The sequence below is a fragment of the Nocardioides sp. CCNWLW216 genome (assembly GCF_037120545.1).
GTDB lineage: Bacteria > Actinomycetota > Actinomycetes > Propionibacteriales > Nocardioidaceae > Nocardioides > Nocardioides lianchengensis.
Map to the genome: position 1 here is coordinate 152016 of NZ_JBBBBJ010000010.1, position 26009 is coordinate 178024.

Annotated in this window: 23 protein-coding genes; 16 read left to right on the forward strand and 7 right to left on the reverse strand. The window is 74.1% G+C overall.

From position 1 onward, the window contains the following. The first annotated feature begins 198 nt into the window (after positions 1–198). Positions 199–1173 carry a formylglycine-generating enzyme family protein gene (locus V7S47_RS20475; protein WP_336563301.1) on the forward strand — a complete coding sequence of 325 codons (975 nt, stop codon included), beginning with the start codon at positions 199–201 and terminating at the stop codon, positions 1171–1173. A 12-nt stretch (positions 1174–1185) separates the two neighbouring features. On the opposite strand, the gene V7S47_RS20480 is transcribed toward V7S47_RS20475, so the two are convergent. After that, positions 1186–2706, reverse strand: a complete 1521-nt coding sequence (locus tag V7S47_RS20480) for a sulfatase family protein (RefSeq protein WP_336563302.1) — start codon at positions 2704–2706, stop codon at positions 1186–1188. Between the two features lie 174 nt (positions 2707–2880). Here V7S47_RS20480 and V7S47_RS20485 point away from each other — a divergent pair, with 174 nt between their 5' ends. Then, the gene (locus V7S47_RS20485) at positions 2881–3255 is read left to right on the forward strand and encodes a hypothetical protein (RefSeq protein ID WP_139175642.1); all 375 of its coding nucleotides are present in this window, start codon (positions 2881–2883) and stop codon (positions 3253–3255) included. A gap of 37 nt (positions 3256–3292) precedes the next feature. Then, the gene (locus V7S47_RS20490; RefSeq protein WP_336563303.1) at positions 3293–3673 is read left to right on the forward strand and encodes a hypothetical protein; all 381 of its coding nucleotides are present in this window, start codon (positions 3293–3295) and stop codon (positions 3671–3673) included. A gap of 18 nt (positions 3674–3691) precedes the next feature. Here the strand turns inward: V7S47_RS20490 and V7S47_RS20495 are convergent, their stop codons facing one another. Together V7S47_RS20495 and V7S47_RS20500 are read right to left on the reverse strand one after the other, a co-directional pair. Next, positions 3692–4996, reverse strand: coding sequence for a sensor histidine kinase (locus V7S47_RS20495; RefSeq protein ID WP_336563304.1), 1305 nt, complete (start codon positions 4994–4996; stop codon positions 3692–3694). Between the two features lie 2 nt (positions 4997–4998). Continuing rightward, on the reverse strand, positions 4999–5685 hold the full coding sequence (locus V7S47_RS20500; RefSeq protein WP_336563305.1) for a response regulator transcription factor: 687 nt from the start codon (positions 5683–5685) through the stop codon (positions 4999–5001). 43 nt (positions 5686–5728) lie between these two features. Between V7S47_RS20500 and V7S47_RS20505 the strand changes: the two genes are divergently transcribed. The 9 genes from V7S47_RS20505 to V7S47_RS20545 all read left to right on the forward strand — a co-directional run bounded on the left by V7S47_RS20505 (position 5729) and on the right by V7S47_RS20545 (position 15930). Next, the gene (locus V7S47_RS20505; RefSeq protein ID WP_336563306.1) at positions 5729–6160 is read left to right on the forward strand and encodes a hypothetical protein; all 432 of its coding nucleotides are present in this window, start codon (positions 5729–5731) and stop codon (positions 6158–6160) included. 20 nt (positions 6161–6180) lie between these two features. Then, entirely contained in the window at positions 6181–7521 is a 1341-nt protein-coding gene (locus V7S47_RS20510; protein ID WP_090858968.1) for a glutamine synthetase family protein, read from the forward strand. Beyond that, entirely contained in the window at positions 7521–8249 is a 729-nt protein-coding gene (locus V7S47_RS20515) for a type 1 glutamine amidotransferase (RefSeq protein WP_336563307.1), read from the forward strand. The genes V7S47_RS20510 and V7S47_RS20515 overlap by 1 nt, the downstream gene beginning before the upstream one ends. Further along, positions 8246–11227 (forward strand): bifunctional [glutamine synthetase] adenylyltransferase/[glutamine synthetase]-adenylyl-L-tyrosine phosphorylase, encoded by a 2982-nt coding sequence (locus V7S47_RS20520; protein ID WP_442945368.1) that lies wholly within the window; start codon positions 8246–8248, stop codon positions 11225–11227. Before V7S47_RS20515 ends, V7S47_RS20520 begins: the two co-directional genes overlap by 4 nt. Positions 11228–11241: 14 nt before the next feature. Then, positions 11242–12033, forward strand: coding sequence for an isocitrate lyase/PEP mutase family protein (locus V7S47_RS20525; RefSeq protein ID WP_336563308.1), 792 nt, complete (start codon positions 11242–11244; stop codon positions 12031–12033). Between the two features lie 102 nt (positions 12034–12135). Beyond that, positions 12136–12807: a hypothetical protein gene (locus tag V7S47_RS20530; RefSeq protein WP_336563309.1), complete on the forward strand. Its 672-nt coding sequence runs from the start codon at positions 12136–12138 to the stop codon at positions 12805–12807. 40 nt (positions 12808–12847) lie between these two features. Continuing rightward, a complete protein-coding gene (locus V7S47_RS20535) occupies positions 12848–14287 on the forward strand; it encodes a PepSY-associated TM helix domain-containing protein (RefSeq protein WP_336563310.1) in 1440 nt (479 codons plus the stop codon). 18 nt (positions 14288–14305) lie between these two features. Then, the gene (locus V7S47_RS20540) at positions 14306–15403 is read left to right on the forward strand and encodes a threonine aldolase family protein (protein WP_336563311.1); all 1098 of its coding nucleotides are present in this window, start codon (positions 14306–14308) and stop codon (positions 15401–15403) included. Positions 15404–15591: 188 nt separating this feature from the next. Then, complete coding sequence (locus tag V7S47_RS20545) at positions 15592–15930, forward strand: hypothetical protein (RefSeq protein WP_090858947.1); 339 nt, start codon at positions 15592–15594, stop codon at positions 15928–15930. A 77-nt stretch (positions 15931–16007) separates the two neighbouring features. Here V7S47_RS20545 and V7S47_RS20550 read toward each other — a convergent pair whose 3' ends face one another. The 3 genes from V7S47_RS20550 to V7S47_RS20560 all read right to left on the reverse strand — a co-directional run bounded on the left by V7S47_RS20550 (position 16008) and on the right by V7S47_RS20560 (position 19684). After that, positions 16008–16757 (reverse strand): response regulator transcription factor, encoded by a 750-nt coding sequence (locus tag V7S47_RS20550; protein ID WP_336563312.1) that lies wholly within the window; start codon positions 16755–16757, stop codon positions 16008–16010. Positions 16758–17131: 374 nt separating this feature from the next. After that, positions 17132–18130, reverse strand: a complete 999-nt coding sequence (locus V7S47_RS20555) for a 5'-3' exonuclease (protein WP_336563313.1) — start codon at positions 18128–18130, stop codon at positions 17132–17134. A gap of 189 nt (positions 18131–18319) precedes the next feature. After that, positions 18320–19684 carry a glycoside hydrolase domain-containing protein gene (locus V7S47_RS20560; RefSeq protein WP_336563314.1) on the reverse strand — a complete coding sequence of 455 codons (1365 nt, stop codon included), beginning with the start codon at positions 19682–19684 and terminating at the stop codon, positions 18320–18322. Between the two features lie 185 nt (positions 19685–19869). Between V7S47_RS20560 and V7S47_RS20565 the strand changes: the two genes are divergently transcribed. The 4 genes from V7S47_RS20565 to V7S47_RS20580 are packed head-to-tail and all read left to right on the forward strand — an operon-like array spanning position 19870 to position 23835. Continuing rightward, a complete protein-coding gene (locus V7S47_RS20565; protein WP_336563315.1) occupies positions 19870–20925 on the forward strand; it encodes a glycosyltransferase family 1 protein in 1056 nt (351 codons plus the stop codon). Next, positions 20922–22007 carry a glycosyltransferase gene (locus V7S47_RS20570; protein WP_336563316.1) on the forward strand — a complete coding sequence of 362 codons (1086 nt, stop codon included), beginning with the start codon at positions 20922–20924 and terminating at the stop codon, positions 22005–22007. Before V7S47_RS20565 ends, V7S47_RS20570 begins: the two co-directional genes overlap by 4 nt. Then, entirely contained in the window at positions 22004–23008 is a 1005-nt protein-coding gene (locus tag V7S47_RS20575; protein WP_336563317.1) for a glycosyltransferase, read from the forward strand. Before V7S47_RS20570 ends, V7S47_RS20575 begins: the two co-directional genes overlap by 4 nt. Then, complete coding sequence (locus V7S47_RS20580; protein ID WP_336563318.1) at positions 23005–23835, forward strand: glycosyltransferase family 2 protein; 831 nt, start codon at positions 23005–23007, stop codon at positions 23833–23835. The genes V7S47_RS20575 and V7S47_RS20580 overlap by 4 nt, the downstream gene beginning before the upstream one ends. On the opposite strand, the gene V7S47_RS20585 is transcribed toward V7S47_RS20580, so the two are convergent. Beyond that, on the reverse strand, positions 23819–25990 hold the full coding sequence (locus tag V7S47_RS20585; protein WP_336563319.1) for a PKD domain-containing protein: 2172 nt from the start codon (positions 25988–25990) through the stop codon (positions 23819–23821). The genes V7S47_RS20580 and V7S47_RS20585 overlap by 17 nt on opposite strands. Positions 25991–26009: the final 19 nt, after the last annotated feature.

A 26009-nucleotide genomic window follows, 5' to 3' on the forward strand; every position in this document is an offset into this window, starting at 1 on the left:
GCTCGGCGCCGTACGTGTTCTCGCCGGGTTTCGAGGCTCAGGCCTGGCGGCCTTCGCACCTCAACCTGCGTGGGGCGCGGCCTGCAGGCCGTCGGGCGAGCGGAGGGCACGCTCGGCGTCGTACGTCGGCTCACCGGGTTTCGACACGGTCGCTGCGACCTGCTCAACCACGGTGGCGGGGTGTGAAAGCGTGGAGGGGTGGACGAACAGTCACCCTCGTGCTGCGCGGGGACGAGCGCAGCCGGACGGCTCCCGGACCTCACCTACGCCAGCGCGACGCGACGGCCGGCCGAGCGCCCGAGGACGACCGGCACGCCCAGCACCAAGGGGCAGGTGCTGGTGCCGGCGGGGGAGTTCTGGATGGGGGACACGCACGACGAGGCCTACCCCGGCGACGGCGAGGGGCCGGCGCGGGTGGTGCAGGTCGATGCGTTCCGGATCGACGTGACGGCGGTGACCAACCAGGCGTTCGCGGCGTTCGTGAAGGCCACCGGCCACGTAACGACGGCGGAGCGCGAGGGCTACTCGGCGGTCTTCCACCTCGCGTACGACGGGGACGGGTCCGACGTCGTCGGCCGGCCCGAGGCGACTCCGTGGTGGCTGGCGGTGACGGGGGCGAGCTGGCGGCACCCCGAGGGCCGGGCCTCCGACGTGACCAAGCGGCAGAACCACCCGGTCGTGCACGTCTCGTACGACGACGCGCTGGCCTACTGCGCGTGGGCGGGCAAGCGGCTGCCGACCGAGGCGGAGTGGGAGAAGGCGGCGCGCGGCGGGCTGGACCGGGCGCGGTTCGCCTGGGGCGACGAGCTGCGGCCGCGCGGGCGGTGGCCGGTCAACATCTTCACCGGCACCTTCCCGACCGTGAACACCGCGGAGAACGGCTATGCGACGACCGCGCCGGTCAAGGCGTTCGCGCCGAACGGCTACGGCCTGTTCCAGATGAGCGGGAACGCGTGGGAGTGGTGCGCGGACTGGTTCGCCGCCGACACCGCGACGGCGTTCGGGCCCGACAACCCGACCGGGCCCGACGCGGGGGAGACCCGGGTGATGCGCGGCGGGTCGTACCTGTGCCACGACTCCTACTGCCACCGCTACCGGGTCGCCGCGCGGTCCTCGTCGTACCCCGACTCGACGTCGGGCAACCTGGGCTTCCGCTGCGCCAACGACGCCTAGCCGGACGCGCGATCAGCGCGCGGTGAAGGTCTCCGTGCCCGGGCACGTCGCGCCGGCGCAGTCGCGGTAGCCCCGGTTCAGCCGGCGCAGCTCGCGCACGGTGGAGCGGTACTTCCTCTTGCGGACCACGTTCTTCAGCTCGCCGGGGTCGGTGGCCCGGTTGAAGAGCACCTCCTTGCCGCTGGGCAGCAGCACGTAGGTCCACTGGCCGTAGCGGATGCCGGAGTAGATCCGGCCGCGACCCCCCTTCACCGGATAGGCCTCGATCGGGATCGGGCGGACGTAGTCGGTGCGCGAGCGCCAGTAGGGCAACACGTTCACGCCGTCGACCTTGCGGCCCGGCCTGGCGCCGGCGATGGCCGCGATGGTGACCGGGATGTCGGGGTTGGTGGTCGGCGTCGCGACCCGGCGGTTCTTCGGGATCCCCGGGCCGCGCACGACCATCGGCACCCGCAGCGACCGGTCGAACGGGACCAGCTTGCCGTCCTTGTTGTGGTGGCCGACCAGGAAGCCGTTGTCGGAGGTGAAGATCAGGTAGGTGTTCCTCAGCTGTCCCGTACGACGCAGCTTCCGCACCGCCGCGCCGACCGCGTCGTCGACGGACTGCAGCGACTCGATCCGCTGCTGGTTGGCCTCGCGCACCGCCCGCTTGAACGCCGGCGACGCCGGCGGCTTCGCCCACGGGCTGCCGCCCGCCTTCCACATCTCCGGGTCACGAGGCAGGTCGAGGTCGCGGAAGGTGTTGCGGTCGCGCGCGGCCGGCATCGTCGTCTTCAGCAGGTCGGTCGAGGGGTCGTCCGACTCGTGCCGACCGCCGTGGTGCGGGGCGACGAAGTTGGTCCACATGAACCACGGCTTGCGCTTCTTCGCGCGCTCGCCGATCACCTTCGTGGTGAAGCCGTTGAGCACGTCGGAGTTGTGCGCGGATTTCGTGACGACGTCGCCGTTGATGTTGTAGCGGGTGTTGTAGAAGCCGTAGGTGCTCATGTCGACCGACCCGCGCCAGCCGGTCCACCCCGGCGGGATGTAGCGAGGGTCGTCCATGCCGTAGCCGTTGAGGTACTTGCCCGAGAAGAACGTGTCGTAGCCGGCGCGGCGCAGCCAGACCGGCAGCGTGTTCGCGTCGCGGAACGCGTCGAAGCCGCCGCCGGTGCCCTCGATGGTCAGCGCGCCGTGGTTGTGGGCGTACTGCCCCGTGAGCAGGCTGGCCCGCGCCGGCACGCAGATCGGCGTCGGCGCGGTGCCCTGGGTGAGGGTGGTGCCCTTCTTGACCAGGTAGCGGTTCAGGTTGGGCAGGTAGGGCAGGTCGCCGACCGTCATGTCGTCGACGGTGAACATCAGGATGTTCGGCCGCGGACCCTTCCGCTCCGGCGCCGTCGTACGACCGGCGCCGTCCAGCGGTACGACGCCCTCCGCGGCCCGGCCGGCCGGGTCGGGGGCGCCGGCGGGGGCCGGGAGGGCCAGGCCGGTGACGGCGAGCGCGGCGAGCGCGGCGAGCGCGGTGCCGGCGACGACGGGACGGGTGGAGCTCACGGGACGGCCTCGCACAGGTGGGGGACAGCGACCGCCACCGTATCCCCGGCCGGGCCGCTGCGGGCGGATTACGGGTGGTCGGCTTTACCTGCCGTTAGCGATCGCCTGGTTCGCGCTTAGCGCGCGCCGCGCGAACCTTCGGGAGTCAGATCGACACGAACCCCGGGAGTGAACATGAAGAAGGCCGTACTGGCCGTCGCGGCCGTCGCCGTCCTGGTGGCGGTCGGGCTGGGTGCCTGGCTGGCGCTCGGCGGCGATGACGAGACCTCCGTCCGCGACACCTGCGGCGGCAACGCCTACGAGCTGGCCGTCGAGGACGAGGACGGGCAGGTCGAGGTGACCTTCGAGCTGCAGGCCGCCAACGCCGGCGAGACCTGGCAGGTCCTGGTCGAGCAGGGCGACCGCACCCTCCTCGACGGCTCCCGGACCACCGACGAGGACGCCGAGCTCGACGTCGACGTCCCCGCGAACGGCGACGACGGCGACGAGTTCACCGTGACCGCCACCCCCGAGGGCGGCGAGCCCTGCGTCGCCCGCCTCACCCGCTGATCCTCACCCACGAGACACCGAGCGAGAAGAGATCCCCATGCTGAAGAAGACCATCGCCGCCCTCACCCTCGCGGCCGTCCCCGCCACCGCCCTGGTCGCGACCACCATGCCGGCCAGCGCCGACGTCGAGCGGCACGGGCGCTGCGGCACCGGCAGCTACGAGCTCTCCGTCGACCGCGAGGGCCGCGGCTTCGAGGTCAACGTCGACCTCGACCGCGTCACCCCCGGCTCGACGTGGGTCGTCGCCGTCCGCCACGACGGCAAGCGGATCGCCAAGGTCACCCGCACCGCCGACGCCGAGGGCGACCTCGACCTCGAGCGGTTCGCCCGCAACACCAAGGGCAAGGACACCTTCCGGTTCTCCGCGAAGCGGGTCGGCAGCACCCAGAAGTGCGGCGCCAAGATCGTCGTCCGCTGATCCCCGGGATCCAGTGACCTAGGCGGGCGGGCCGAGCTCCACGACGACCCGTCCGCCGCCCGACGGGGACGACCCGACCGACAGACCGCCACCGGACTCGGTGGCGGTCTTGTCGACGATGGAGAGCCCCAGCCCCGTCGAGCCGGCGCCCGACGTACCGCGTCCGACGACGTCGAGTCCGTCGGGGAAGCCGGCTCCGTCGTCCTCGACGGACAGCACCGCCCCGCCGTCGTCGCGGAGCCGGCCGGACACCCGGACCGCCGCCCCCTCCGGGGTGTGGGTGAAGACGTTGTCGAGCAGCACGTCGACCAGGGCGCGCAGGTCCTCCTCGGCGGCCTGCACGAGCGCGACCCCGGGGTCGACGGCGAGGGTGAAGTCGCGGCCCTGGTCCTCGGCCAGCGGCTCCCAGAACCGGGCCCGCTCGGCCACCACCGCGAGGGCGTCGCAGGAGGCGACCAGGCCCTCGCGCTCGGAGCGCCGGGCCTCGCGGACGACGTGCTCGACCATCGCCTCCAGCTCGTCGAGGTCGCCGGCGAGCCGCTCGCGCTCGGCGGGGTCGGCGACGCCCTCGATGCGCAGCCGCAGGGCGGTGATCGGAGTGCGCAGCCGGTGCGAGACGTCGGCGACCCCGGCCCGCTCCCGCTCGAGCAGCACCTCGATCCGCCCGACCAGCCGGTTCAGCGCCGTGGCGAGCTCCCGGACCTCCGGCGGCCCCGCTGGTACGACGGGCTCCGGTCGCCGCCGGTCGCCGAGCTGCTGGGCGTAGGCCGCCAGCGCGCGGACCGGCTGCACGAACGAGCGGCCCAGCCGGTCGGCCAGCACCAGCGCGCCCACCAGCAGCAGCAGACCCAGGAGCAGCAGCACCACGAGGCTGCGCACGATCCCCGACTCCAGCCCGGGCCGCTCGACCACGACCCGGATCACCGGGGTGTCCCCGGGAGCGGCGGAGCTGCCGCCGAGCGAGACCGGCACCAGGAACTCGACCCCGTCGTCGACGTCGGCGATCCGGGCCTGGCCGGTGTTGCGGGCCCGCACCGTGTCGTAGTCCTCGCCCGGGTCCGGACCGACGCTGATCTCGTCGGGGTAGAGCACGGTCGTGCGGACGCCGTCGCCGCGGTTGATGCTCTCGACGTACTGCTGGAGGTCGCCGCGGTCGGTCCCGTAGCGCGACACGGCGGCCTCGGTGGCCTGCACCTCCAGCGCGGCCCGCGAGAGCCGGTCCTCGAGCGCGTAGTCGCGCAGCAGCACCGCCATCGGCACCAGCATCGCGAGCAGCACCATCGCGACCGCCGCCGCGACGGTGGTGATCAGGCTGCGGCGCACGCCTAGGCCCCGGGCGCCGCGAGGCGTACGCCGACGCCGCGCACCGTGTGCAGGTAGCGCGGGTCGGCCGCGGTCTCGCCGAGCTTGCGGCGCAGCCAGGACAGGTGGACGTCGACGGTCTTGTCGGACCCGCCCCAGGCCTGGTGCCACACGTCGGTCAGCAGCTGCCGCTTGGTGACCACCTCGCCCGCGTGCTCGGCGAGGTGGCGCAACAGGTCGAACTCGCGCGGCGACAGGTCGAGCGCGACCCCGTCCAGCAACGCCCGCCGCCCGGGTACGTCGATCTCCAGCCCGCCGACCGTCAGCGGTCCGCGGGCCTCGGCGGTCCCGCCTGCACGGCGCATCACCGCGCGGATCCGCGCCTCCAGCTGCGTGGTCGTGTAGGGCTTGACGACGTAGTCGTCGGCGCCCGCGTCGAGGCAGCCGACCAGCGACGGGTCGTCGTCGCGGGCGCTGGCCACGATCACCGGGACGTCGCTGACGGCGCGGAGCATGGTCAGCACCTGGGTGCCGTCGATGTCGGGCAGGCCGAGGTCGAGGATCACCAGGTCGGGACGGTTCTCGACGGCCATCGACAGGCCCTGCATACCGGTGGAGGCCGAGGCGACGGCGTACCCCCGCTCGCCGAGCGCCTTCATCAGCAGGGGCCGGATCCGGGCGTCGTCCTCGATGATCAGCACCTGCGCCACACCGAGACCGTAGCGGAGCCCACCCACCGTCTAGCGTGGGCGCGTGACCTCACGAGCGCTGCGCTACGCCCTGGCCTGGGTGGTCGCCGCGGCGCTCGCGGTGACGGTCGGCGTGCTCGCGGTGACCAGCGCGGGCGCGGGGGTGCGCGACCGCGGCCAGGTGGGCACGGCGCTGCCGCCCGCCGACCTCGCCGCCACCCCCAGCGCCGACCCGGACGCCCAGCGGGTGCGCACCGAGCTGGACGACGAGTTCGGCGCGCTCGTCGTGGAGTGCCGCGGCACCGTCGCGCACGGCATCGAGGCGCGCCCCGACACCGCCGCCGGCTGGCAGGTGGTCAGCTTCGAGACCGAGCCCGACGACGACATCGACGCGGTGTTCGCGCAAGGCCCGCGCTCGATCGAGATCGAGGTGTTCTGCAACCGGGGCCGGCCGACGGTCTCGGACCGCGAGGAGCACGTGCTCGAAGGCGACTGAGCGACCACTACGCTGCAGCCATGGGCAAGCAGGAAGACTTCGTACTCCGCGCACTCGAAGAGCGCGACGTCCGGTTCGTCCGGCTCTGGTTCACCGACGTGCTGGGCTTCCTGAAGTCCGTCGCGGTGGCCCCGGCCGAGCTCGAGGGCGCGTTCGCGGAGGGGATCGGCTTCGACGGCTCGGCGATCGAGGGCTTCGCCCGGGTCTACGAGGCCGACATGCTGGCCAAGCCGGACCCGTCGACCTTCCAGATCCTCCCGTGGCGCACGGGTGAGGGCCCGTCGACGGCCCGGATGTTCTGCGACATCGTGATGCCCGACGGCTCCCCGTCGTACGCCGACCCGCGCCACGTCCTCAAGCGCACCCTCGGCAAGGCCGCGGAGAAGGGCTTCACCTTCTACACGCACCCCGAGATCGAGTTCTACCTCTTCAAGGACAGCCCGGTCGCGGGCGCCGACCCGATCCCGGTCGACCGCAGCGGCTACTTCGACCACACCGCGCAGTCGCACGGCGCCGACTTCCGTCGCGAGGCGATCACCATGCTCGAGGCGATGGGCATCTCGGTGGAGTTCAGCCACCACGAGGGCGGCCCGGGCCAGCAGGAGATCGACCTGCGCTACGCCGACGCGCTCAGCACGGCCGACAACATCATGACCTTCCGCACCGTCATCCGGGAGGTGGCGCTCGGCCAGGACATCTGGGCCAGCTTCATGCCGAAGCCGTTCACGACCCACCCCGGCTCGGGCATGCACACCCACGTCTCGCTCTTCGACGGCGACCAGAACGCCTTCTACGAGGCCGGCGCCGAGTACCAACTCTCCCAGACCGGCCGGCAGTTCATCGCCGGCCTGCTCCGGCACGCGCCGGAGATCACCGTGGTCACCAACCAGTGGGTCAACAGCTACAAGCGGCTGATGTTCGGCGGCGAGGCGCCGTCGTACATCTGCTGGGGCCACAACAACCGCTCGGCGATGATCCGGGTCCCGATGTACAAGCCCAACAAGGGCCCGTCGACCCGGGTCGAGCTGCGCACCCTCGACGCCGCCTGCAACCCCTACCTCGCGTTCGCCGTGATGCTGGCCGCGGGCATGAAGGGCATCGAGGAGGGCTACGAGCTCCCGCGCGAGGCCGAGGACGACGTCTGGTCGCTGACCGAGCGCGAGCGCAAGGCGCTCGGCATCGAGCCGCTGCCGCGCAGCCTCAACGAGGCGATCGCCATCGCCGAGGACTCCGAGCTGCTCGCCGAGACCCTGGGCGAGCACGTCTTCGACTTCTTCCTGCGCAACAAGCGCGCGGAGTGGGACGAGTACCGCGGCCAGGTCTCCGCCTTCGAGCGTGACCGGATGCTCCCGGTCATCTGATGCCGATCCTGGTCGTCCAGCACGAGGACGACTGCCCGCCGGCCCTGGTCGGCGGGTGGCTGGTCGACGCCGGCGCCCAGCTCGACGTACGACGCCCGTACGCCGGCGACGACCTGCCGGCGACCCTGGCCGACCACGACGGGCTGCTGGTGCTCGGCGGCTCGATGGGCGCCGACGACGACGTCGAGCACGCCTGGCTGGCGCCGACCAAGGCGCTCGCCCGGACAGCGGTCGCCGACGGGGTGCCGCTGTGGGGGATCTGCCTCGGCCATCAGCTCGTGAGCAGCGCCCTCGGCGGCGTCGTACGACGCAACCCCGCCGGCCAGCAGCTCGGCCTGCTCGAGGTCGGCTGGACCGCCGAGGCCGCGACCGACGAGCTGTTCGGTCCGCTCGCCGAGGCGCCCGCGCCGGCCCGTGGGGTGCACTGGAACAACGACGTGGTGGTCGAGCCGCCGGCCGGCGCCGTCCTGCTGGCGACCGCGCCGGCCGGGGAGGTGCAGGCGCTCCGGTTCGGGCCCCGGGCGTGGGGCCTCCAACTGCACCCCGAGGTCGACCACGAGATCCTCGGCCGCTGGGCCGCCGACGACGCGGGCTCCCACGAGGCGGCCGGGATCGACCAGGCGGAGCTGCTGGGCGCGGTCGAGGCGGCCGCGGCGGAGCTGGCGGCCACCTGGGCGCCGCTGGCCCACGGGTTCGCGCGGGTGGCCGCCCGGGTGTCGCCGTCGTGATGCGGGCGGCGACGAGCAAGGGCAACCTGCTCCGTCTGGGCTTCGACGACACCGAGGCGGCGCAGGCCGACCTGGCCCGGCTCGGGGACGACGCTGCCGACTGCCTGCTCGCGCTGCTGGCCCGCACCGCCGACCCGAGCCGGGCGCTGGGCGCGCTGGTGCGACTGGCCGAGGCGCTCGACGACCCGGCCGCGATGCTCCGGACGCTCTGCGACGACGAGGGCACGGCGATGCGGCTGCTGGGCGTGCTCGGCGCCAGCCAGGCCCTCGGCGACCACCTGGCCCGGCACCCCGAGCACTGGCTCGAGCTGACCGACCCGACCCTGGGGTCGACCCGGCCCCCGGCCTTCGCCGTACGAGCGGGCCTGCTGCGGGTGGTCGGCGCCGACCCGCAGGACCCGACCCCCACGGCGACGGTGCCCGACGTGGACGCCGTGGACGCGCTGCGGGTGGAGTACCGCCGGGTGCTGCTGCGGCTGGCCGCGCGCGACCTGACCCACGACCTCGGGCTCGACGACGCCGCGGCCGAGCTCTCCGACCTGGCCGCCGGCACCCTGGAGGCGGCGCTCGCCGTCGCCCGGCAGCGGGTGGGGGAGACGGCCGGCCAGGTCCGGCTGGCCGTGATCGCGATGGGCAAGTGCGGCGGCCACGAGCTCAACTACGTCTCCGACGTCGACGTGGTCTTCGTCCACGAGCCGGTGGAGGGGGCGCCCGAGAACGCCGCGCTCAGGGTGGCCACCCAGCTGGCGAGCCACCTGATCCGGATCTGCGGCGACCACACCCGCGAGGGCACCATCTGGCCGGTCGACGCCAACCTGCGCCCGGAGGGCAAGCAGGGGCCGCTCACCCGCACCCTGGCCAGCAACCGCGCCTACTACGAGCGCTGGGCGAAGACCTGGGAGTTCCAGGCGCTGTTGAAGGCCCGGCCGGTCGCCGGCGACCTCGCCCTGGGCCAGGAGTACGTCGAGCTGGTCGCGCCGATGGTGTGGAGTGCGGCCGAGCGCGAGGGGTTCGTCGAGGACACCCAGGCCATGCGCCGCCGGGTCGTCGACCACATCCCCGCCAAGGACGCCGAGCGGCAGCTCAAGCTCGGCTCCGGCGGGTTGCGCGACGTCGAGTTCGCCGTCCAGCTGCTGCAGCTGGTGCACGGCCGGGCCGACGAGTCGATCCGCTCGCCCACGACGCTGAGCGCGCTGGCCCACCTCACCGACGGCGGGTACGTCGGCCGCGAGGACGGCATCGCCCTGCACGAGGCCTACGAGTTCCTGCGCACCCTGGAGCACCGGATCCAGCTCGACCAGCTCCGTCGTACCCACGTGGTGCCCGCCGACGAGCCGTCGCTGCGCCGGCTGGGCCGCAGCATGGGGTTCCTGAAGGCGCCCGTCGAGACGCTCGAGAAGACCTGGGCGCACCACCGGCGCGAGGTGCGCCGTCTGCACGTGAAGCTGTTCTACCGGCCGCTGCTGTCCGCCGTGGCGGCGCTGCCCGGGCACGACGTACGGCTCTCGCCGGAGGCGGCGGTCAAGCGGCTCGGGGCGCTCGGCTACCTCGACCCGCAGGCCGCGCTGCGGCACCTGGAGGCGCTGACCAGCGGGGTCAGCCGCCGCTCCAACATCCAGCGGGCGCTGCTGCCGGCGATGCTGCAGTGGTTCGCCGAGGGGCCCGATCCCGACGCCGGGCTGTTCGGGTTCCGGCGGATCAGCGAGTCGCTCGGCGAGACGCCGTGGTTCCTGGCCACGCTGCGCGACGAGGGCGAGGTCGCCACCCGGCTGGCCCACGTGCTCGCCACGTCCCGCTACGCGACCGCGCTGCTCGAGCGCGAGCCGCAGGGCGTGCGGATGCTCGGCGAGTCGCTCGCGCCGCTGGCGGCCGAGGCGCTGGCCGAGGAGATGCTCGCGAGCGCGGCCCGGCAGGGCGACCCCGAGAAGGCGGTCCGGGCGGTCCGGGCGGTGCGCCGGCGCGAGCTGCTGCGGATCGCGGCCGGCGACCTGCTCGCGCTGACCGACGTGGCCGACGTCGGGGCCGGCCTGTCCCGGCTCACCGACGCGACCCTCGAGGCGACCCTGGCGATCGCGGGCTCGGCCGTGCGGGCGCAGCGGAAGCTCGACGAGGCCCCGACCCGGCTCGCGGTCGTCGCGATGGGCCGGTACGGCGGCTTCGAGCTGTCCTACGGCAGCGACGCCGACGTGCTGTTCGTGCACGACCCGGTCGAGGGGGCCGACGCGCAACAGGCGTCGTCGTACGCGAACGCGGTGGCGAACGAGCTGCGCCGGCTGCTCGCGCTGCCGGGTGGCGACCCGCCGCTGCTGGTCGACGCCGACCTGCGGCCCGAGGGCAAGCAGGGGCCGCTGACCCGCACGCTGTCGTCGTACGCGGCCTACTACGCGAAGTGGTCGAAGGTCTGGGAGGCGCAGGCGCTGCTGCGCGCCGATGCGGTCGTCGGCGACCCCGACCTGCGGCGACGCTTCGAGGAGCTCGTCGACCCGCTGCGCTTCCCGGCCGGCGGGATCTCCGAGGAGGACGTCTTCGAGGTACGACGCATCAAGGCCCGCGTCGACCAGGAGCGGCTGCCCCGGGGCGCCGACCCGCACACCCACCTCAAGCTCGGCCGCGGCGGACTGGCCGACATCGAGTGGACCGTCCAGCTGCTCCAGATGCGGTTCTCGGGCGAGGTGCCGGGGCTGCGCACGCCGCGCACGATGCCGGCGCTGGCCGCGGCCCGCGAGGCCGGACTGGTCGACGAGGACGACGCCGCCGTGCTGCAGCAGGCCTGGCGGCGGGTCAGCCGGGTGCGCAACGCGGTCACCCTGGTGCGCGGCAAGCCCAGCGACCAGCTGCCCCGCGACCCACGCGAGCGGGCGGCGGTGGCGAGCATCCTGGGCTACGGGCCGGGGGAGTCGGAGGCGATGCTCAACGACCACCTGCGCTACACCCGGCTGGCCCGCGCGGTCGTGGACCGGGTGTTCTGGGAGACCTGAGTAGCGTCGGCTCCATGACCGACCTCTCATCAGGCACCGCCTCCAAGGCCACCCAGCTGCTCGGGCTGCACCGCGACCCGACCCTGCTCACCGTCGTGAACGTCTGGGACGTCATCAGCGCGACCGTCGTCGCCGACGTACCCGGCACCACCGCGCTCGCGTCCGCGAGCCACTCGATCGCCGCGTCGTACGGCTATCCCGACGGCGAGAACATCCCCCGCGAGCTGATGCTCGAGGCCGTCGAGCGGATCGTGAAGGCGACCGAGCTCCCGGTCAGCGCCGACCTCGAGGGCGGGTACGGCGACCCCGCCGAGACGATCCGCCAGGCCATCGGCATCGGCGTCGTCGGGGCCAACATCGAGGACCAGATGCGCCCGCTGGCCGAGGCCGCCGCGAACGTCGAGGCGATCATCAGGGCCGCCGAGGCCGAGGGCGTGCCGGACTTCGTCCTCAACGCCCGCACCGACGCCTTCGTCAAGGCCGGCGACCGCGACCCGGCCGAGGTGCTGAAGGACGCCGTCGAGCGCGGCAAGGCCTTCCTCGACGCCGGCGCCCCGGTCGTCTTCGTCCCCGGCCGTCTCGACGAGGCCCAGGTCACCACCCTGGTCGAGGCCTTCGGCCCCCAGAAGCTGACCCTCATCGGCATCCCCGGCATCCCGTCCCTGGAGCGCCTCGAGGAGCTCGGCGTCGCCCGCGTCTCCTACGGTCCGATGTCCCAGAACGTCGCCCTCACCGCCCTCCAGGAGCTGGTCGAGGACGTCCACCGCGGCGGTGGCGTCCCCAGCACCATGCGCATCCTCAACTGACCCACCCCCACGCCCGCCGAGTCAGCAGCAATGGAGGGCCGAGTCAGCACCAGTAGTGCTGACTCGGCCCTTGCGGGGGTTCACGTGGGAGGATCTGGTGCCATGACGGGGCGGACGGATCCGGGGGTGCTGTGGGGCCGTGCGGTCCTGCTCGCCTCGGTGACGGTCTTCCTCGGGGCGCTGGGCCACGTGACGGCCGACGGGCTGTTGCCCGGGCCGGTGGCGATGGCGCTCCTGTACGTCGTCGCGGTGGTCGGTGCGGCCGCGTTCCTGGCCCGGCCGGCCACGGCGCTGCGGCTCGTCGTACTCCTGGTCGGCGGGCAGACCGCCGTCCACCTGGTGCTCTCGACGGCGGCCGGCCACGCCGGAGACCCGGCGCGGACCGCGGCCGGGCCGCTGCCCGCCGGCGGGAGCCTCCCGACCGTCGACGGCCGTCGGGTGGGGTCCTTCCAGGACGCCTTCGATGCCGGCGGCGCGCACGCGGGCGGCCCGACCCTCCCGGTGGGCCACCTGCTCGACCACCTGACCGGCCACGCGCCGATGATGCTCGCCCACCTCCTGGTCGCCGCGGCCGTGGGCCTCTGGCTGGAGGTCGGAGAGCGCGCCCTCTTCACGCTGATCGCCCTGGCCGTCCGGGTCGTGGTGGCCCGGCTCCGCCCGCTGCCCGCCGTACGACGTCTCGGGCCGGCGGCGCCCGCACCCTCCGCCGCCCTTCGCTCGCTCGTCCTCGCTCGGGCCGTGTCCCGGCGCGGTCCTCCGCTCGTCGCGCACTGACCCTGCCGACGACCGTTCGACCGCACCCGACCGAGGACCGATGACCGACACCCTGACCCCACCGACCCCTGCCCCGACCCCACCACCGCGAGAGCGCCGCGAGCGCGGCAAGGGCGGCGGCCTGTTCCGCGCCATCTGGCGCTGGCACTTCTTCGCCAGCTTCCTGGTCGTGCCGGTGCTGCTCGTGCTGGCCGTGACCGGGCTGATCTACCTGTTCCGCTTCCAGCTCGAGCCGCTGATGCACCCGGACCTGATGAAGGTCGACGTGCCGTCCGCGGACGCCGTCCAGCAGCCCTACTCCGCCCAGCTCGCGGCCGTGCGGCAGACCTACCCCGACGTGACCGTGATGTCGATGGCCGAGCCGCGCGAGGAGGGCCGGCCGACGATCTTCTCGGTCACCACGGCCGACGGCAGCGGACGCGACGTGTTCGTCGACCCCTACACGCCCGAGGTCCTCGGCTCGATGGACCCCGACTCCACCCTCAGCGGTACGGCGGTCCGCCTCCATGCCGACCTGATGACCGGGACCTTCGGCGACCGGCTGCTCGAGCTGGGCGCCTGCTGGGCCATCGTGATGGCGCTGACCGGCTACTTCCTGTTCGTGCGTGGCTGGAAGGCCCGCCGGCGGATGCGCAAGGCCGGCCGCAAGGGGGCGAAGCTGCGCTCGCGGCACGGCGTCGTCGGCTCGTTCGTCGGTGTCGGACTGCTCATGCTGCTGATCTCCGGCCTGCCGTGGACCGGCCTGTGGGGCGCCAAGGTGCAGGAGATCGCCACCGACCGCGGCACCTCGATGTGGTCGGAGGACCACGGCGCCGCGTCCGACCCGCTCTCGACGCTCGACGAGTCGCTGCCGCACAGCCACTCGCGTGACGTCGGCTGGGGCAGCCAGAAGTCGGAGGTCCCGACCTCCGACCCGGACAGCCACGACGGCACCAACACCGCCAACGTCGACACCGCGATCGAGGTGGCGAACCGCGAGGGCCTGCGGCACCCGATGACGGTGACCATCCCGAACGACGAGGGCGGCGTCTACTCGGTGATCGGCTACGCCTTCGACGCGCCGTCGGACGAGCGCACCGTCCACATCGACCAGTACGGCGGGCAGGTGGTCTCGACCTACGGCTTCGACGACTACCCCGCGCTGGCGAAGGTGGTCACCCACGGCATCGGGCTGCACGAGGGCCGCAGCCTGGGGCTGTGGTCGTTCTGGGGCTCCGCGCTGATGTGCCTGGCCATCATCTTCATGTGCGTCACCGGGCCGCTGATGTGGTGGCGGCGCCGGCCGCGTGGCGCGGGCCGGGTGGGTGCCCCGCGCGGCAAGCTGCCGCTGGTCCGCTCGCCGCTGCTGCTGGTGGCGCTGGTCGGGCTGGGGCTGCTGCTGCCGCTGTTCGGGCTGTCGCTGCTGGTCGTGCTGGCCCTCGACCAGCTGGTGCTGCGGCGGGTCCCGGCGCTCGCGGGGTTCTTCGACACGGTCGACTGAGCACGGTTGACTGTTCGGGTGACCGACGATCTCGAGGCCCGGTTCCGCGCGGCGATGCTGGCCTGCCCGGTGGTGGGCTGGCGTCGCCGCGAGGCACCGGCGAGCGCGTTCGCCGCGCTGGCCCGGGCCAGCGCCGACCTGGGCCTCGACCGCTGGGACGGGTACGGCGCGGGCGGCCCGGTCGAGCGGCTCGAGACCGAGGTCGCCGAGCTGCTCGGGAAGCCGGCGGCGGTCTTCTTCGTCAGCGGCGTGATGGCCCAGCAGGCCACCCTGCGCACCTGGTGCGACCGGCGCGGCTCGACCCGGGTCGCGATCCCGGACCTGGCCCATCAGCTGCACCACGAGCAGGACGGGCCTCGGCTGCTGCACGGGTTCCGCTTCGAGTGGCTGACCCAGGGCCGGGAGGTGCCGACGGCGGCCCGGGTGCGGGCGCTCCCGGCCGGGCTGGGGGCGGTGCAGGTGGAGCTGCCGCTGCGCGAGGCGGGCTGTCTGCTGCCGTCCTGGGAGGAGCTGGTCGGGGTCTCCGAGGCCTGCCGCGAGCTCGCCGTACCGCTGCACGTCGACGGGGCCCGGCTGTGGGAGTCGCAGCCGTTCTGGGACCGGCCGCTGGCCGAGGTCGCCGGCCTGGCCGACAGCGTCTACGTCTCGTTCTACAAGGGCCTGGGCGGCCTCGCGGGCGCGGCCGTGGCCACCGAGCCCGACGTCGCCGACGAGCTGCGGCAGTGGCGGACCCGGATGGGCGGCACGCTCTACCGGATGACGCCGTACGCCGTCTCCGCGCTGGTCGGCCTGCGCGACCGGCTCCCCGAGGTGCCGTCGTACGTCGAGCGGGCTCGCGACCTCGCCGCGGCCCTGGTGGAGCGCGGGCTTCGGGTGGCGCCGGACCCGCCGCACACCAACACCTTCCAGGTCAGTGCCGAGGTCGAGCCGGACCTGGTGACCGAGCGGCTGATCGGGCTGATGGCCCGCGAGGGGGTGCTGCCGTGCTTCGGTTGGTCGGCCTCCGCCGACGTCCCCGGGCACGCGGTCGCCGAGGTCGCGGTGCACGAGGAGGCGCTGCGCCACGACCCGGCGGTGGTCGCGGGCTGGTTCGCCGAGCTGGTCGCCCCGCGCTGATCTTTGCGCGTTCCTTGAGGGTTTGGGCCGGTCGGGCTTGATCTTGGCCCGGCACAGTTCAGGGTGTCGCCTCGATCCACCAGCACCCTGCTGGTCACAGACCCCCCGGGCGGCCGCGGCTTCGCCCCGCGGCCGTCCGGGGCCTGAGGGAGAGGCGCGGGACCCAGGGAGCTCGAGGAGTGGTGAGCGTGTTCGACCCCCAGGCGCTGGCGAAGCTGGCGCACGACATGAAGGACCGCGCGTTCGCGCGCGCCTTCGCGGAGAAGTACCGGGGCCTGCTCGACCACCGCATCGCTCGCATCACCGGCGCCCTGCACGCGCCCGACTTCGTCGACGCGATGGACGCCACGCTCAGCCTGAAGGTCTCCTCGACCACCGTCGGCACCTGCGAGCTGGCCGAGCTCGCTCAGCAGATCGAGCTCGACGTACGGCGTCAGGACGCGCCCTCGGCCCGGATGCGCGCCTCGATGCTGCCCGACGCGGCCCAGCGCGCGCACGCGGCGCTGGAGGAGTACCTCGCGGCCTAGTGCCGGGCGTCGAAAGTCCTTGGACGCTTCGCGCACCCGGAGCACGCCAACCGATCAACAACGTCCGACGCACGGCACTAGGAGTCTGCCGCCTCCATCCGATAGCCGACCCCGCGCACGGTGCGGACGTACTTGGTGTCCTTGGTCTCGCCGAGCTTGCGGCGCAGGTTGCCGATGTGGACCTCGACCAGGTGGGTGTCGGTCGACCAGTCGGTGCCCCACACCGAGCGGAGCAGCGTCTCGCGCGACCAGACCCGAGCGGGGCTGCGCATCAGCTCGGTGAGCAGGTCGAACTCGGTGCGGGTCAGCGCCAGCTCCTGACCGTCCTTGAACGCCCGGCGGCCGTCGACGTCGACGCGCAGCAGACCGTGCCGGAGCACCTCGTGGGTGGTCTCCGGCTCGGCCGTCGCGGCCGGCGTCGCCACGGGCGTCGCCGCCGACGGGCGGCGCGGCCGGCGGAACATCGCGTTGACCCGGGCCTTCAGCTCGTGGGCGTCGAACGGCTTGGCGATGAAGTCGTCGGCGCCGGTCTCCAGGCCGAGGAGCCGGTCGATCTGCTCGTTGCGCGCGGTGATCATCACGACGTACGCCTCGGTGAGCTCGCGGATGCGGCGGCAGGTCTCGATGCCGTCGATCCCGGGCAGCCCGAGGTCGAGGGTGATCAGGTCGGGGTCGAAGGTGCGCACGGCCTCCACGGCGGCGGTCCCCGAGGTCACGGCGCGCACCTCGAAGCCCTGCGTGGTCAGCGTGTACTCGATCAGCGAGCGGATGTCGTCGTCATCTTCGACGACGAGCGCGCGCCTCTCCGAGCCCGAGTCGTTCGGCATTCCCCAGATGTTGCCAGATGAACGCTGGTTCGGGGGCCATACCCGCCGCCCCGGACCGCCCGGCTCGCCCCGCGGGGGCGGGGCGAGCCATGCCCCGACCGCCGAGGCACGCGGCGGCTTGCAAATGCAGCCCGCCCCCGGGACACGGGCTGCGTAAGACCGAGACGGGGGCGGAGCTGGTGGTGCTGGGTGCCTGACGTTTCTTTACCCTGGCGCTGATGTGGCAAAACCTGCGTTCACAGATCCATTTCGCAGATCGCCCGCCCGGCGGTCCCGCAACCAGCGCAATTGCGCCGGCTACGGGCGGGTACGTCGGCTACTGACCCGTCACCAGCGCAATTGCGCTGTTCGTGGGACCGCGGGCAGGCGGCCGCTCAGCCGAGGGACGCCGGCGGCTCGGTGAGCACCCGCAGCGCCAGGTCCGTCGTGGCGCCGACGCCGAGGAAGTCGACCACGCGCGACACCCGGGTCCGCTCGAGCGGGAGCAGGCCGGGGGAGCCGGGGACGTCGGGGGTTAGGCCGAGCTCGAGGTCGGTGCGGCCGGCCATGATCGACACGTTGAAGTCGTAGCGCTCGCGGGCGCCGGGGGCGGTGAGCCGCTTCAGCAGCGTGGTGCCGACCCGGCGACCGCCGGTCTCGACCGACCAGGAGTCGAGCGTGGCGACCAGGTTCGCGCCCCCGGCGTGGTCGATGTCGGCCCACACGGCCTGCATCGAGCCCATCTGCTCCAGCAGCACCGGGGCGGTCTTCTCGCCGATGCCGGCGACGCCGGGCAGGTTGTCGCTCGCGTCGCCGCGCAGGGCGGCGAAGGCCAGGTAGTTCTCCGGCGCGACGCCGTACATCGCCCGGAGCGAGGCGGGGGACAGCAGGGGGGAGCCGGTGATGCCGCCGTCGATCACCCGCAGCACCTTCGTGTGCGCGCTGATGTTGGCGAACGAGTCGCGGTCGGAGGTGACGATGACGCAGTCCCAGCCCTCGCGCCCGGCCCATTCGGCGGCGGAGGCGTTGACGTCGTCGGCCTCGAAGCCGTCGGGGGTGACGGTGCGGAAGCCGAGCGCCTCCAGCAGCGCGCCGGCCCGCTCCAGCTGCTCGACCAGGGTCGCGTCCTTCACCGCCCGACCCGCCTTGTAGTCGGGATAGAGCCCCTCGCGCACCGACGTACGACGGTCGTCGAGGCCGAACAGCAGCGCGTCCGGGGCGAACTGGTCGACCGCCTCGAGGATCTGCCGCAGCATCCCGTGCAGCGCCCAGGCGGGTCGCCCCTGCCGGTCGCGCAGGTCGGTGTGAGCGCGCGCGTGGTGGTTGCGGTGGAGCAGCGAGGGCGCGTCGACGGTCAGTAGGAGGCGGCGGGCGCGCGGCGGTGGGGTCTGCATGGGCGGCTCCAGCCTAGGGCCCGCCCCACCCGACGCCGACCCGTCACTGGATGCCGGGTTTCCTCGGCGTGTCGGTCCACGATCGACGGGTCGGCGTACGGCGTACCGGATCTGCACGCGGACCGACCCGTCGATCCAGATCCGACACGCCGCCGAAAGCGGGCATTGAGTGACGGGTCAGCGGGGTGGCTAGCCGCCGGCCTGCAGTCGGCGCCAGGTGACGGCGGTGACGTTGCCGGTCTGGGGAAGCCCCTCGCGCTTCTGGAACCTGCGGACCAGGGCGGCGGTGCGCACGGTCACCACACCGTCGACGCGAACGCGGACGCGGAGGCTGGCTCCGAGGGCGCGCTGGGCCCGGCGGACGTTCGGACCGGTCTCGCCGACCTTCAGCAGCGGACGCGTGCCACGGGACAACAGTGCGACCCAGGTCCGCCGGTCGACGCGGCCTGTCACCTTCAGGTCGAGCCGGCGCTGGGCCTTGCGGACGGCCCTGACGGTGCGGGCGTCGTACCGGCCGTCGGGCTTGACCCGGGTGAAGCGCTGCTTGCGCAGCAGGCACTCGACCGCCTCGACGGCGGCGCCGCGCTTGCCGCGGCGCAGGGCGGGGTAGCGGCGCAGGTCGACGTTCACGCCCCGGCAGAGGCGGGGGCTGCGCGAGGCCACCGAGCCGCGTCCGACGTCGACCCAGTTCTGGTCGATCTTGATCGCGGAGCCGGCGTACGACTGGACGATGTCGAGGCGGTACTGGTGGATCCGCCGGTGGCCGTCCCAGCGCTTGCTCTGCACCCGAGAGTCGGTGCGGGTGTCGGCCCGGCCGTTGCCCCAGGCGAACCAGATGTCGTCGGGCATCGCGTAGGAGCCGGCGGAGACCCGGTCGGCGAGGTCGAGCGAGGTGATCGCGGCGCCGATGCTGGAGTAGACGCCGGAGCGGAAGCCCAGGGCGTGCAGCTGCTTGGTCCAGCCGGAGAGGAACGACAACGCGGCCTGCCGGCAGTCGTCCGGCCCGAGGTCGTAGTCCTCGAGGTCGTAGTAGAGGGTGCTGCCGCCGGCGATGGCCAGCGCCCTCGCCGCGGTCACGGCGGTCCGGGCCTCGGCGCGACCCTGCTGCTCGGCCGTGGCCCGGTCGAGCGACATCTCGACGGGGAACTCCCGGTTCACGGCGCAGCTCGACTGCGGCCCGACGTGGATCGGCAGCAGGTGCCAGCCCCGGCGGGCCTGGGTGCGCACCCAGTCGGCGGTCAGGGCGGGCTGGGGGCAGGTCCGGTTGACGCCGCCGGTGTAGATCCCCACCGCGGAGTACGGCGACGCCTCGCGCCACCGGTCCATCACGGCCTGGCTCGGCGCGGTGCAGGCGTCGAAGCCGTAGCCGGTGAACGAGCCCGGGACCCGGACGGTCGCGGCCGCCTTGGGGGCGGGCGCCCCCGGCCGGACCGGGTCGTAGCGGACCGGGTCGACCCGGGCGGTGTCGGCCTGGGCCGGGACACCGAGCAGCGTCACGGAGAGCGCGGCGGTCCCGAGGAGGGCGGCCAGGCGGGTCAGCGTGTGGCGGGACATCTCGTTCCTCTCGTCGTACCCGGAGTGGGCGAGGGGGCGTCGGGGGAGGGTAACGAACCCGGCCGGCGCGCCCGATCACCCCCTCGGGCGATCCTGGCCCCGCGTGGGCCCGGGTACCTGGTGGTGTGACCGTCCTGCAGCCCACGTCAGCCCGTCCGGGAGGGGACGCGATCACCGTCGCGTCCGTGCCGTCGGGTCACGTCTACGTCCGCCACCTCGCCCCCGAGAACGGGCCCGCCCCGCGGCGGCTCCCGGACCCCGACCCGTCCGACCCGACGCGCTCGGCCACCCAGCGCTGGTGGCCGCCGGTGATGCTCGATCCGGAGTGGGCGGCGAGCGCGGACTTCGACGTCTTCCACCTGCAGTTCGGCTTCGACGCGGTCTCGCCCGAGCGGTTGGCCGACCTGGTGCGGGTGCTGCGCGAGCGCGGGAAGCCGCTCGTGTTCACCGTCCACGACCTGCGCAACCCGCACCACCGGACGCGGAGGCTGCACGACGAGCAGCTCGACGTGCTGGTCCCGGCCGCCGATGCGCTGGTCACCCTCACCGACGGCGCAGCGGGGGAGATCCGGGAGCGGTGGGCCCGCGAGGCGCAGGTGCTCCCGCACCCGCACGTCGTCGACCTCCGCACGATGGCCGTCGCCCAGGACGCCCGGGCCCGGCGGCGCAGCTGGGACTTCCGGGTCGGGCTGCACGTCAAGAGCCTGCGCGCGGCCATGGACCCGATGGCGATCCTGCCGACGCTGGTCGAGACCGTGGGCTCCCTGCCCGGTGCCGTGCTGCAGGTCGACGCCCACCGCGACGTCCTCGACGACGCCGGGGACCGCCGGGACGCCGAGCTGGCGTCGTACCTCCGCGAGCGCGAGGCGGCCGGGGAGCTGGAGCTCCGGGTCCACGACTACTTCAGCGACACGGAGCTCTGGAACTACCTCGGCTCGCTCGACGTGTCCGTACTGCCCTACCGGTTCGGGACCCACTCGGGCTGGCTGGAGGCCTGCCGCGATCTCGGGACGACGGTGGTGGCGCCCACCTGCGGCTATTACGCCGACCAGGGGCCGGTGCTGAGCTACCTCCTCGACGAGGACCGGTACGACGCCGGCACGCTCGCCGAGTCGATCGTGCTGGCCCACGAGACCCGGCCCCGGCTGGGCGCCTCGATCGACCTGCGTCGCCACCAGCGCGCCCACGTGGCCCGCGCGCACGACCTTCTCTACCGAGCCCTCGTCCGGGCCGCCGGGTGAGGAGCGTCCGCCCGCTCCGCATCTGCCTGGTCGCGTCGAGCAGGTTCCCGATCCGCGAGCCTTTCGCGGGGGGCCTGGAGGCGCTCACGCACGCGCTGGCCATCGAGCTCGGCCGCCGCGGCCACCACGTGACCCTGTTCGCCGCGTCCGGGTCCGACCCGGCGCTCGACGTCCACGAGCTCGCCGTGCCGACGTACGACGGGAGCGCGGCCGCGCGGCTCGACGTCAACGCGCCCTCGGACCTGTGGATGGCCGAGCACCACGCCTACCTCGGCCTGATGCTGGACCTGGTCCGCGACGGTGCCGAGCGCTTCGACGTGGTCCACAACAACAGCCTCCACCACCTGCCCGTCGCCATGGCCCCGGCGCTGACCGTGCCGCTGGTGACCACGCTGCACACCCCGCCCGTCCCGTGGCTGGAGTCGGCGGCGGCGCTGGCCCCGGACTCGGCCGTCTTCGTGGCCGTCAGCCGCTGCACCTCCGAGGCCTGGGCGCACGCGGTGCCCAGCACCACGATCCTCAACGGGGTCGACGTCCACCGGTGGCGCGCGGGACCGGGAGGCGGTCCGGCCGTGTGGTCGGGCCGGCTGGTCCGGGAGAAGGCCCCGCACGAGGCGATCGACGCCGCCGCGGCGGCCGGCGTACCGCTGGTGCTGGCGGGGCCGGCGCCCGACGACGACTACTTCCGGGCCGAGATCGCCCCGCGTCTCGGGCCCAGCGCCGTGCACGTCGGGCACCTCGACCACCTGGCGCTCGCCCGGCTGCTGGGCCGGGCGTCGGTGGCCCTGGTGACCCCGGCGTGGGACGAGCCCTACGGACTGGTCGCCGCCGAGGCGATGGCCTGCGGGACCCCCGTCGCGGCCTACGCCCGCGGTGCCCTGCCCGAGATCGTGGCCCCGGGGACGGGCGCGCTGGCCGTGGCCGGGGACGTCGCGGACCTCGCCCGGGCGATCACCGAGGCCCGGGCCTGCGACCGCGACGTCGTACGACGCCACGCCGAGCGGCACTGCTCGCTGGACCGGATGGTCGACGACTACGAGCGGCTCTACGACTCCCTGGTCGACGTGGTGGCCGCGGCGTGATCGGCTACTACGTCCACCACCACGGCAGCGGACACCTCCATCGCGCCACGGCGGTGGCCCACGCCGCCGCGGCCCGCGGCCGGGTCGTCACCGGCCTCTCGTCCCTGCCCCGGCCGGCGGACTGGCCCGGGCCCTGGGTCCAGCTGCGCCGCGACGACGAGGGGGAGCGCCCGCTGCGGCCCACCGCCCACGGTCGGCTGCACTGGGTGCCGCTCGGCGACGACGGACTCCGCGACCGCACCGCCGCGCTGGCCGCCTGGATCGCCACCGCCCGGCCTGCGTGCGTCGTGGTCGACGTCTCGGTCGAGGTCGCGCTGCTGGTACGGCTGCACGGCGTGCCGGTCGTGGCCGTGGTGCTTCCCGGCGCCCGTGGCGACGCGGCGCACGCCTTGGGGCTGGGCGTCGCCGACGCGCTCGTCGGCTGCTGGCCGGCCGATGTGCCCGGCCTGGTGCGCGACCTGCCCGACGACGTGCTCCTACGGCTGCGGCCGATCGGCGCCGTCAGCCGCTTCCCGGTCGGCGCACCGTCCGTACGACGCCCCGGCCCGCCCCGGGTCGTCGTCCTCGCCGGCACCGGCGGCGACGACCTCGACGAGGCCTCGGTCGTCCGGGCGCGGGCCTCCGCCCCGGACTGGTCCTGGACCGTGCTCAGCCGTCGCTTCGGCAGCTGGGTCGACGATCCCCGGCCGGTGCTGGCCGACGCCGACGTGGTGGTCACGCACGCGGGCCAGAACGCGCTGGCCGAGGTCGCGGCGCTGCGCCGGCCCGCGGTCGTCGTACCCCAGCGACGGCCGCACGACGAGCAGCGCACCACGGCCCGCGCCCTCGCCTCGGCCGGGCTGCCCGTGCTGGTCGAGCAGACCTGGCCGCAGGACGGCTGGGCGCGCCGACTGGAGCGGGCGGCCGGGCTCGACGGGCGCGGCTGGTCGCGCTGGTGCGACGGGCACGCCGCGGAGCGGTTCCTGGACGTCGTGGCCGCGGTCAGCCCGGTGCCGGCATGAGCCGGGTCGCCGTGGTCACGCTCGCCCACGGCCGCCACGAGCACCTCCGGGGCCAGCACCGGACCCTGGCCGCCGCGACCCGTCCGCCCGACGACTACGTGGTGGTGGCGATGGACGACCCGGCCATCGTCCCGACCGACGTCGTCGGCCTGCGCAGCCGGGTGCTGCATGTGGCGACCGACCCGGGGGGCCTGCCGCTCGCCCGGGCCCGCAACCGCGGCGCCCGGGCCGCCCTCGACGCCGGCGCCGACGTCGTCGTGTGCCTCGACGTCGACTGCCTGGCCGGCCCCGACCTGGTGGCGTCGTACGCCGAGCGGGTCCTGGCCCACCCGCGGACGGTCTGGCAGGGCCCGGTGACCTACCTGGCCCCGCCCCCGGACGGCGGTTACCCCCTGGCCGACCTGACCGCCCTCGACGACCCGCACCCGGGCCGGCCGGCGCCCGCGCCCGGCGACGTCAGCTGGGACGCCGACCCGGATCTGTTCTGGTCGCTCTCCTTCGCGCTCTCGCCGGCGGCCTGGGCGACCGCGGGCGGCTTCGACCCGGAGTACGTCGGCTACGGCGCCGAGGACACCGACTTCGGCCGTCGGCTGGTCGCGAGCGGTCTCGGCCTGGCCTGGGACGGCGCGGCCCGGGCCTTCCACCAGCACCATCCGGTGTCGCGTCCGCCCGTCGAGCACCTCGACGACATCCTCCGCAACGCCGCCCTCTTCCACCGCCGCTGGGGCGCGTGGCCGATGCTCGGCTGGCTGGAGGAGTTCGAGCGTCGCGGGCTCGCGTCGTACGACGGGCTGCGCTGGACGCGGACGGTCACCGACGCACGGTGAACCGCCAGGTCCGCACGGTGCGGTTGCCGACGGCGTCGGCGGCGATCAGGCGTACGACGTGACGCCCCGGCGCCAGCGCGCGACGCGGGGTCGCGGTGAGCCGGTCGCCGCGCAGCCGAAGACCGGGCACCGGACGTCCGTCGACCCGCAGCACCACCCGTCGTACGACGGAGCGCCGGTCGGTGACCCTCGCGCGCAGCGTCGGCGTGCGGTCGCGGGTGCTCCCGGCCGGGCGGAGGTCGCGGACCCGCGGGCCGGTCGTGTCGACCGTCCAGGTGCGGACGGCGGGCGTCGGGTCGGTGTTGCCGGCCGCGTCGGTGGCGCGCACCTGCAGCCGGTGCCCGCCGTCGCGCAGCCCGCGGAGGACGGGGGCGGGGGAGCAGGGTGACCAGGCGCGGGCGTCGAGGCGGCAGGAGAAGGTCGCACCCGACTCGCTCGTGAGCCGGAACGCCGCCCGGCCCGAGGCCACGGTGCCGGTCGGTCCGCCGGTGATCCGGGTGTCGGGGGCGGTGGTGTCGGTGACGACGACCGGCACCGAGGCGGTCCGGCTGCCGTCGAGGCCCATCCCGTGGCCGTCGTGCACGCTGCGGACCGTGACGGTCGCGGTGTAGCGGCCGGCCCGGGCGTAGGTGTGATCCGGGTCGGGGCCGGTGCCGGTGCTGCCGTCGCCGAAGGCCCAGGAGTAGGCGAGCTCGCCGGTCGCGGGCGCGAGGTCGGCGCAGCCGATCCGCTTCGCGCTGTTGTCGGGGTCGTGGACGACGACCGAGACGGCCCGGGCACCCGCTCGCAGCGGTTGCTCGACCGCCACGGCGGCGTGGCCCTCGGCGTCGGAGGTGAAGGTCGGCCAGATCTCGTTGGCCGCGCTGAACGGCTGCGTCTCGTCGAAGCGGAAGTGCGCACCCCCGCGGTCCTGGGCGCACGGCTGCTCGTGGACGTGCACGTTCGGGTGCACGGTGCTTGGCCTCAGGCCGCTCACCGCCAGGGAGGCGGTGGTGGACCCGCGGCGTCGTACGAGCGTGGCGGTGCCGAGCAGCTCGGGGAAGGAGACCAGGCCGTCGGAGTACGACCGCAGCTCGCCGGTGGTGGTCACCTCGGTGGAGAACGCCACCGTGGCCGGGGCGCTCACGCTGCCGGGCGTGGCCGTGGCAACGATCGTCGGGAGGTGGGCGTGGCCGTCCTCGGTGGCCGTGATCGCGACGGTGTCGGTGCCGACGACGCCGCCGGCGTCGGAGGCGGTGAGCGTCGCGATGTAGCTGCCGGCCTCGTCGTAGGTGTGGTCGGGCGAGGCGCCGGAGCCCGTCGTACCGTCGCCGAAGGACCAGGCGTAGCTCAGGCCGGTCGTGGTCGCCGCGGCCGTGAAGGCGACGTCGAGCGGGGCGGTGCCGCTGGTCGGCGTGGCGGAGGCGGAGACCGGGCTGGCCGCCTCGGCGGAGATCGGGAACTGCTCGGAGGTGACGCCGCCTCGGCCGTCGGAGACCGTCAGCGTCGCGGTGAACGCGCCGGGCTCGTCGTAGGCGTACATGGTGTGTGCCGCGGTCGAGGTGTCCGAGGCGTCGTCGGCCGTGCCGAAGTCCCAGTGGTAGGTCAGCGGGTCGCCGTCGGGGTCGGTGGCGTTGGCCGTGGCGTGGACGAGCAGCGGCGCCGGGCCGCTGGTCGGGTCGACGACCGGCGCGATCACCGGCGCCCGGTTCGCGCCGGGCTCCTCGACCACGACGCTGCCGCGCATCAGGGTGCCGTGGATCGAGCACAGGTAGAAGTAGGTCCCCGGCGCCGAGAAGGTACGGCGGATCGGCGGCCCGTCGATGTCGCGGTGCTCCAGGATCGGCTCCGGCCACACCGCGCGGGTGTCCTCGGAGGTCAGATCGTGGGCCATGGCGGCCCGGTCGAACTGCCACTCCACGGTGTCCCCGACCGCGATCCGCACCTCGGAGGTGAGGGTGTCCACCGACTCCCAGCGGTTGCCGTAGGCGTCGTCGACGGCGTCGACCACCCAGGTCCGTCCCTCGGCGCCGGTCGCTGCGGGCGCGGTGGCGAGGGGGAGCAGGCCGGCGGCCGCGAGGACCGCCACGAGCAGACCGACCACGAGCGGGCGGCGGGAGTGCGACATCGGCGACGGGACCTTCCGGGCGAGCGACAGATCGAACCACGTTCGCATTTCTGAACTGTGGTAGCCG

Excerpts from the sequence above, each read along its gene's own strand:
- V7S47_RS20560 (WP_336563314.1), bottom strand. The coding sequence starts at position 19,684 with ATGTCCCGCCACACGCTGACCCGCCTGGCCGCCCTCCTCGGGACCGCC.
- V7S47_RS20550 (WP_336563312.1), bottom strand. The coding sequence starts at position 16,757 with ATGCCGAACGACTCGGGCTCGGAGAGGCGCGCGCTCGTCGTCGAAGAT.
- V7S47_RS20555 (WP_336563313.1), bottom strand. The coding sequence starts at position 18,130 with ATGCAGACCCCACCGCCGCGCGCCCGCCGCCTCCTACTGACCGTCGAC.
- V7S47_RS20530 (WP_336563309.1), top strand. The coding sequence starts at position 12,136 with ATGACGGGGCGGACGGATCCGGGGGTGCTGTGGGGCCGTGCGGTCCTG.
- V7S47_RS20585 (WP_336563319.1), bottom strand. The coding sequence starts at position 25,990 with ATGCGAACGTGGTTCGATCTGTCGCTCGCCCGGAAGGTCCCGTCGCCG.
- V7S47_RS20580 (WP_336563318.1), top strand. The coding sequence starts at position 23,005 with ATGAGCCGGGTCGCCGTGGTCACGCTCGCCCACGGCCGCCACGAGCAC.
- V7S47_RS20535 (WP_336563310.1), top strand. The coding sequence starts at position 12,848 with ATGACCGACACCCTGACCCCACCGACCCCTGCCCCGACCCCACCACCG.
- V7S47_RS20485 (WP_139175642.1), top strand. The coding sequence starts at position 2,881 with ATGAAGAAGGCCGTACTGGCCGTCGCGGCCGTCGCCGTCCTGGTGGCG.
- V7S47_RS20490 (WP_336563303.1), top strand. The coding sequence starts at position 3,293 with ATGCTGAAGAAGACCATCGCCGCCCTCACCCTCGCGGCCGTCCCCGCC.
- V7S47_RS20510 (WP_090858968.1), top strand. The coding sequence starts at position 6,181 with ATGGGCAAGCAGGAAGACTTCGTACTCCGCGCACTCGAAGAGCGCGAC.
- V7S47_RS20525 (WP_336563308.1), top strand. The coding sequence starts at position 11,242 with ATGACCGACCTCTCATCAGGCACCGCCTCCAAGGCCACCCAGCTGCTC.
- V7S47_RS20515 (WP_336563307.1), top strand. The coding sequence starts at position 7,521 with ATGCCGATCCTGGTCGTCCAGCACGAGGACGACTGCCCGCCGGCCCTG.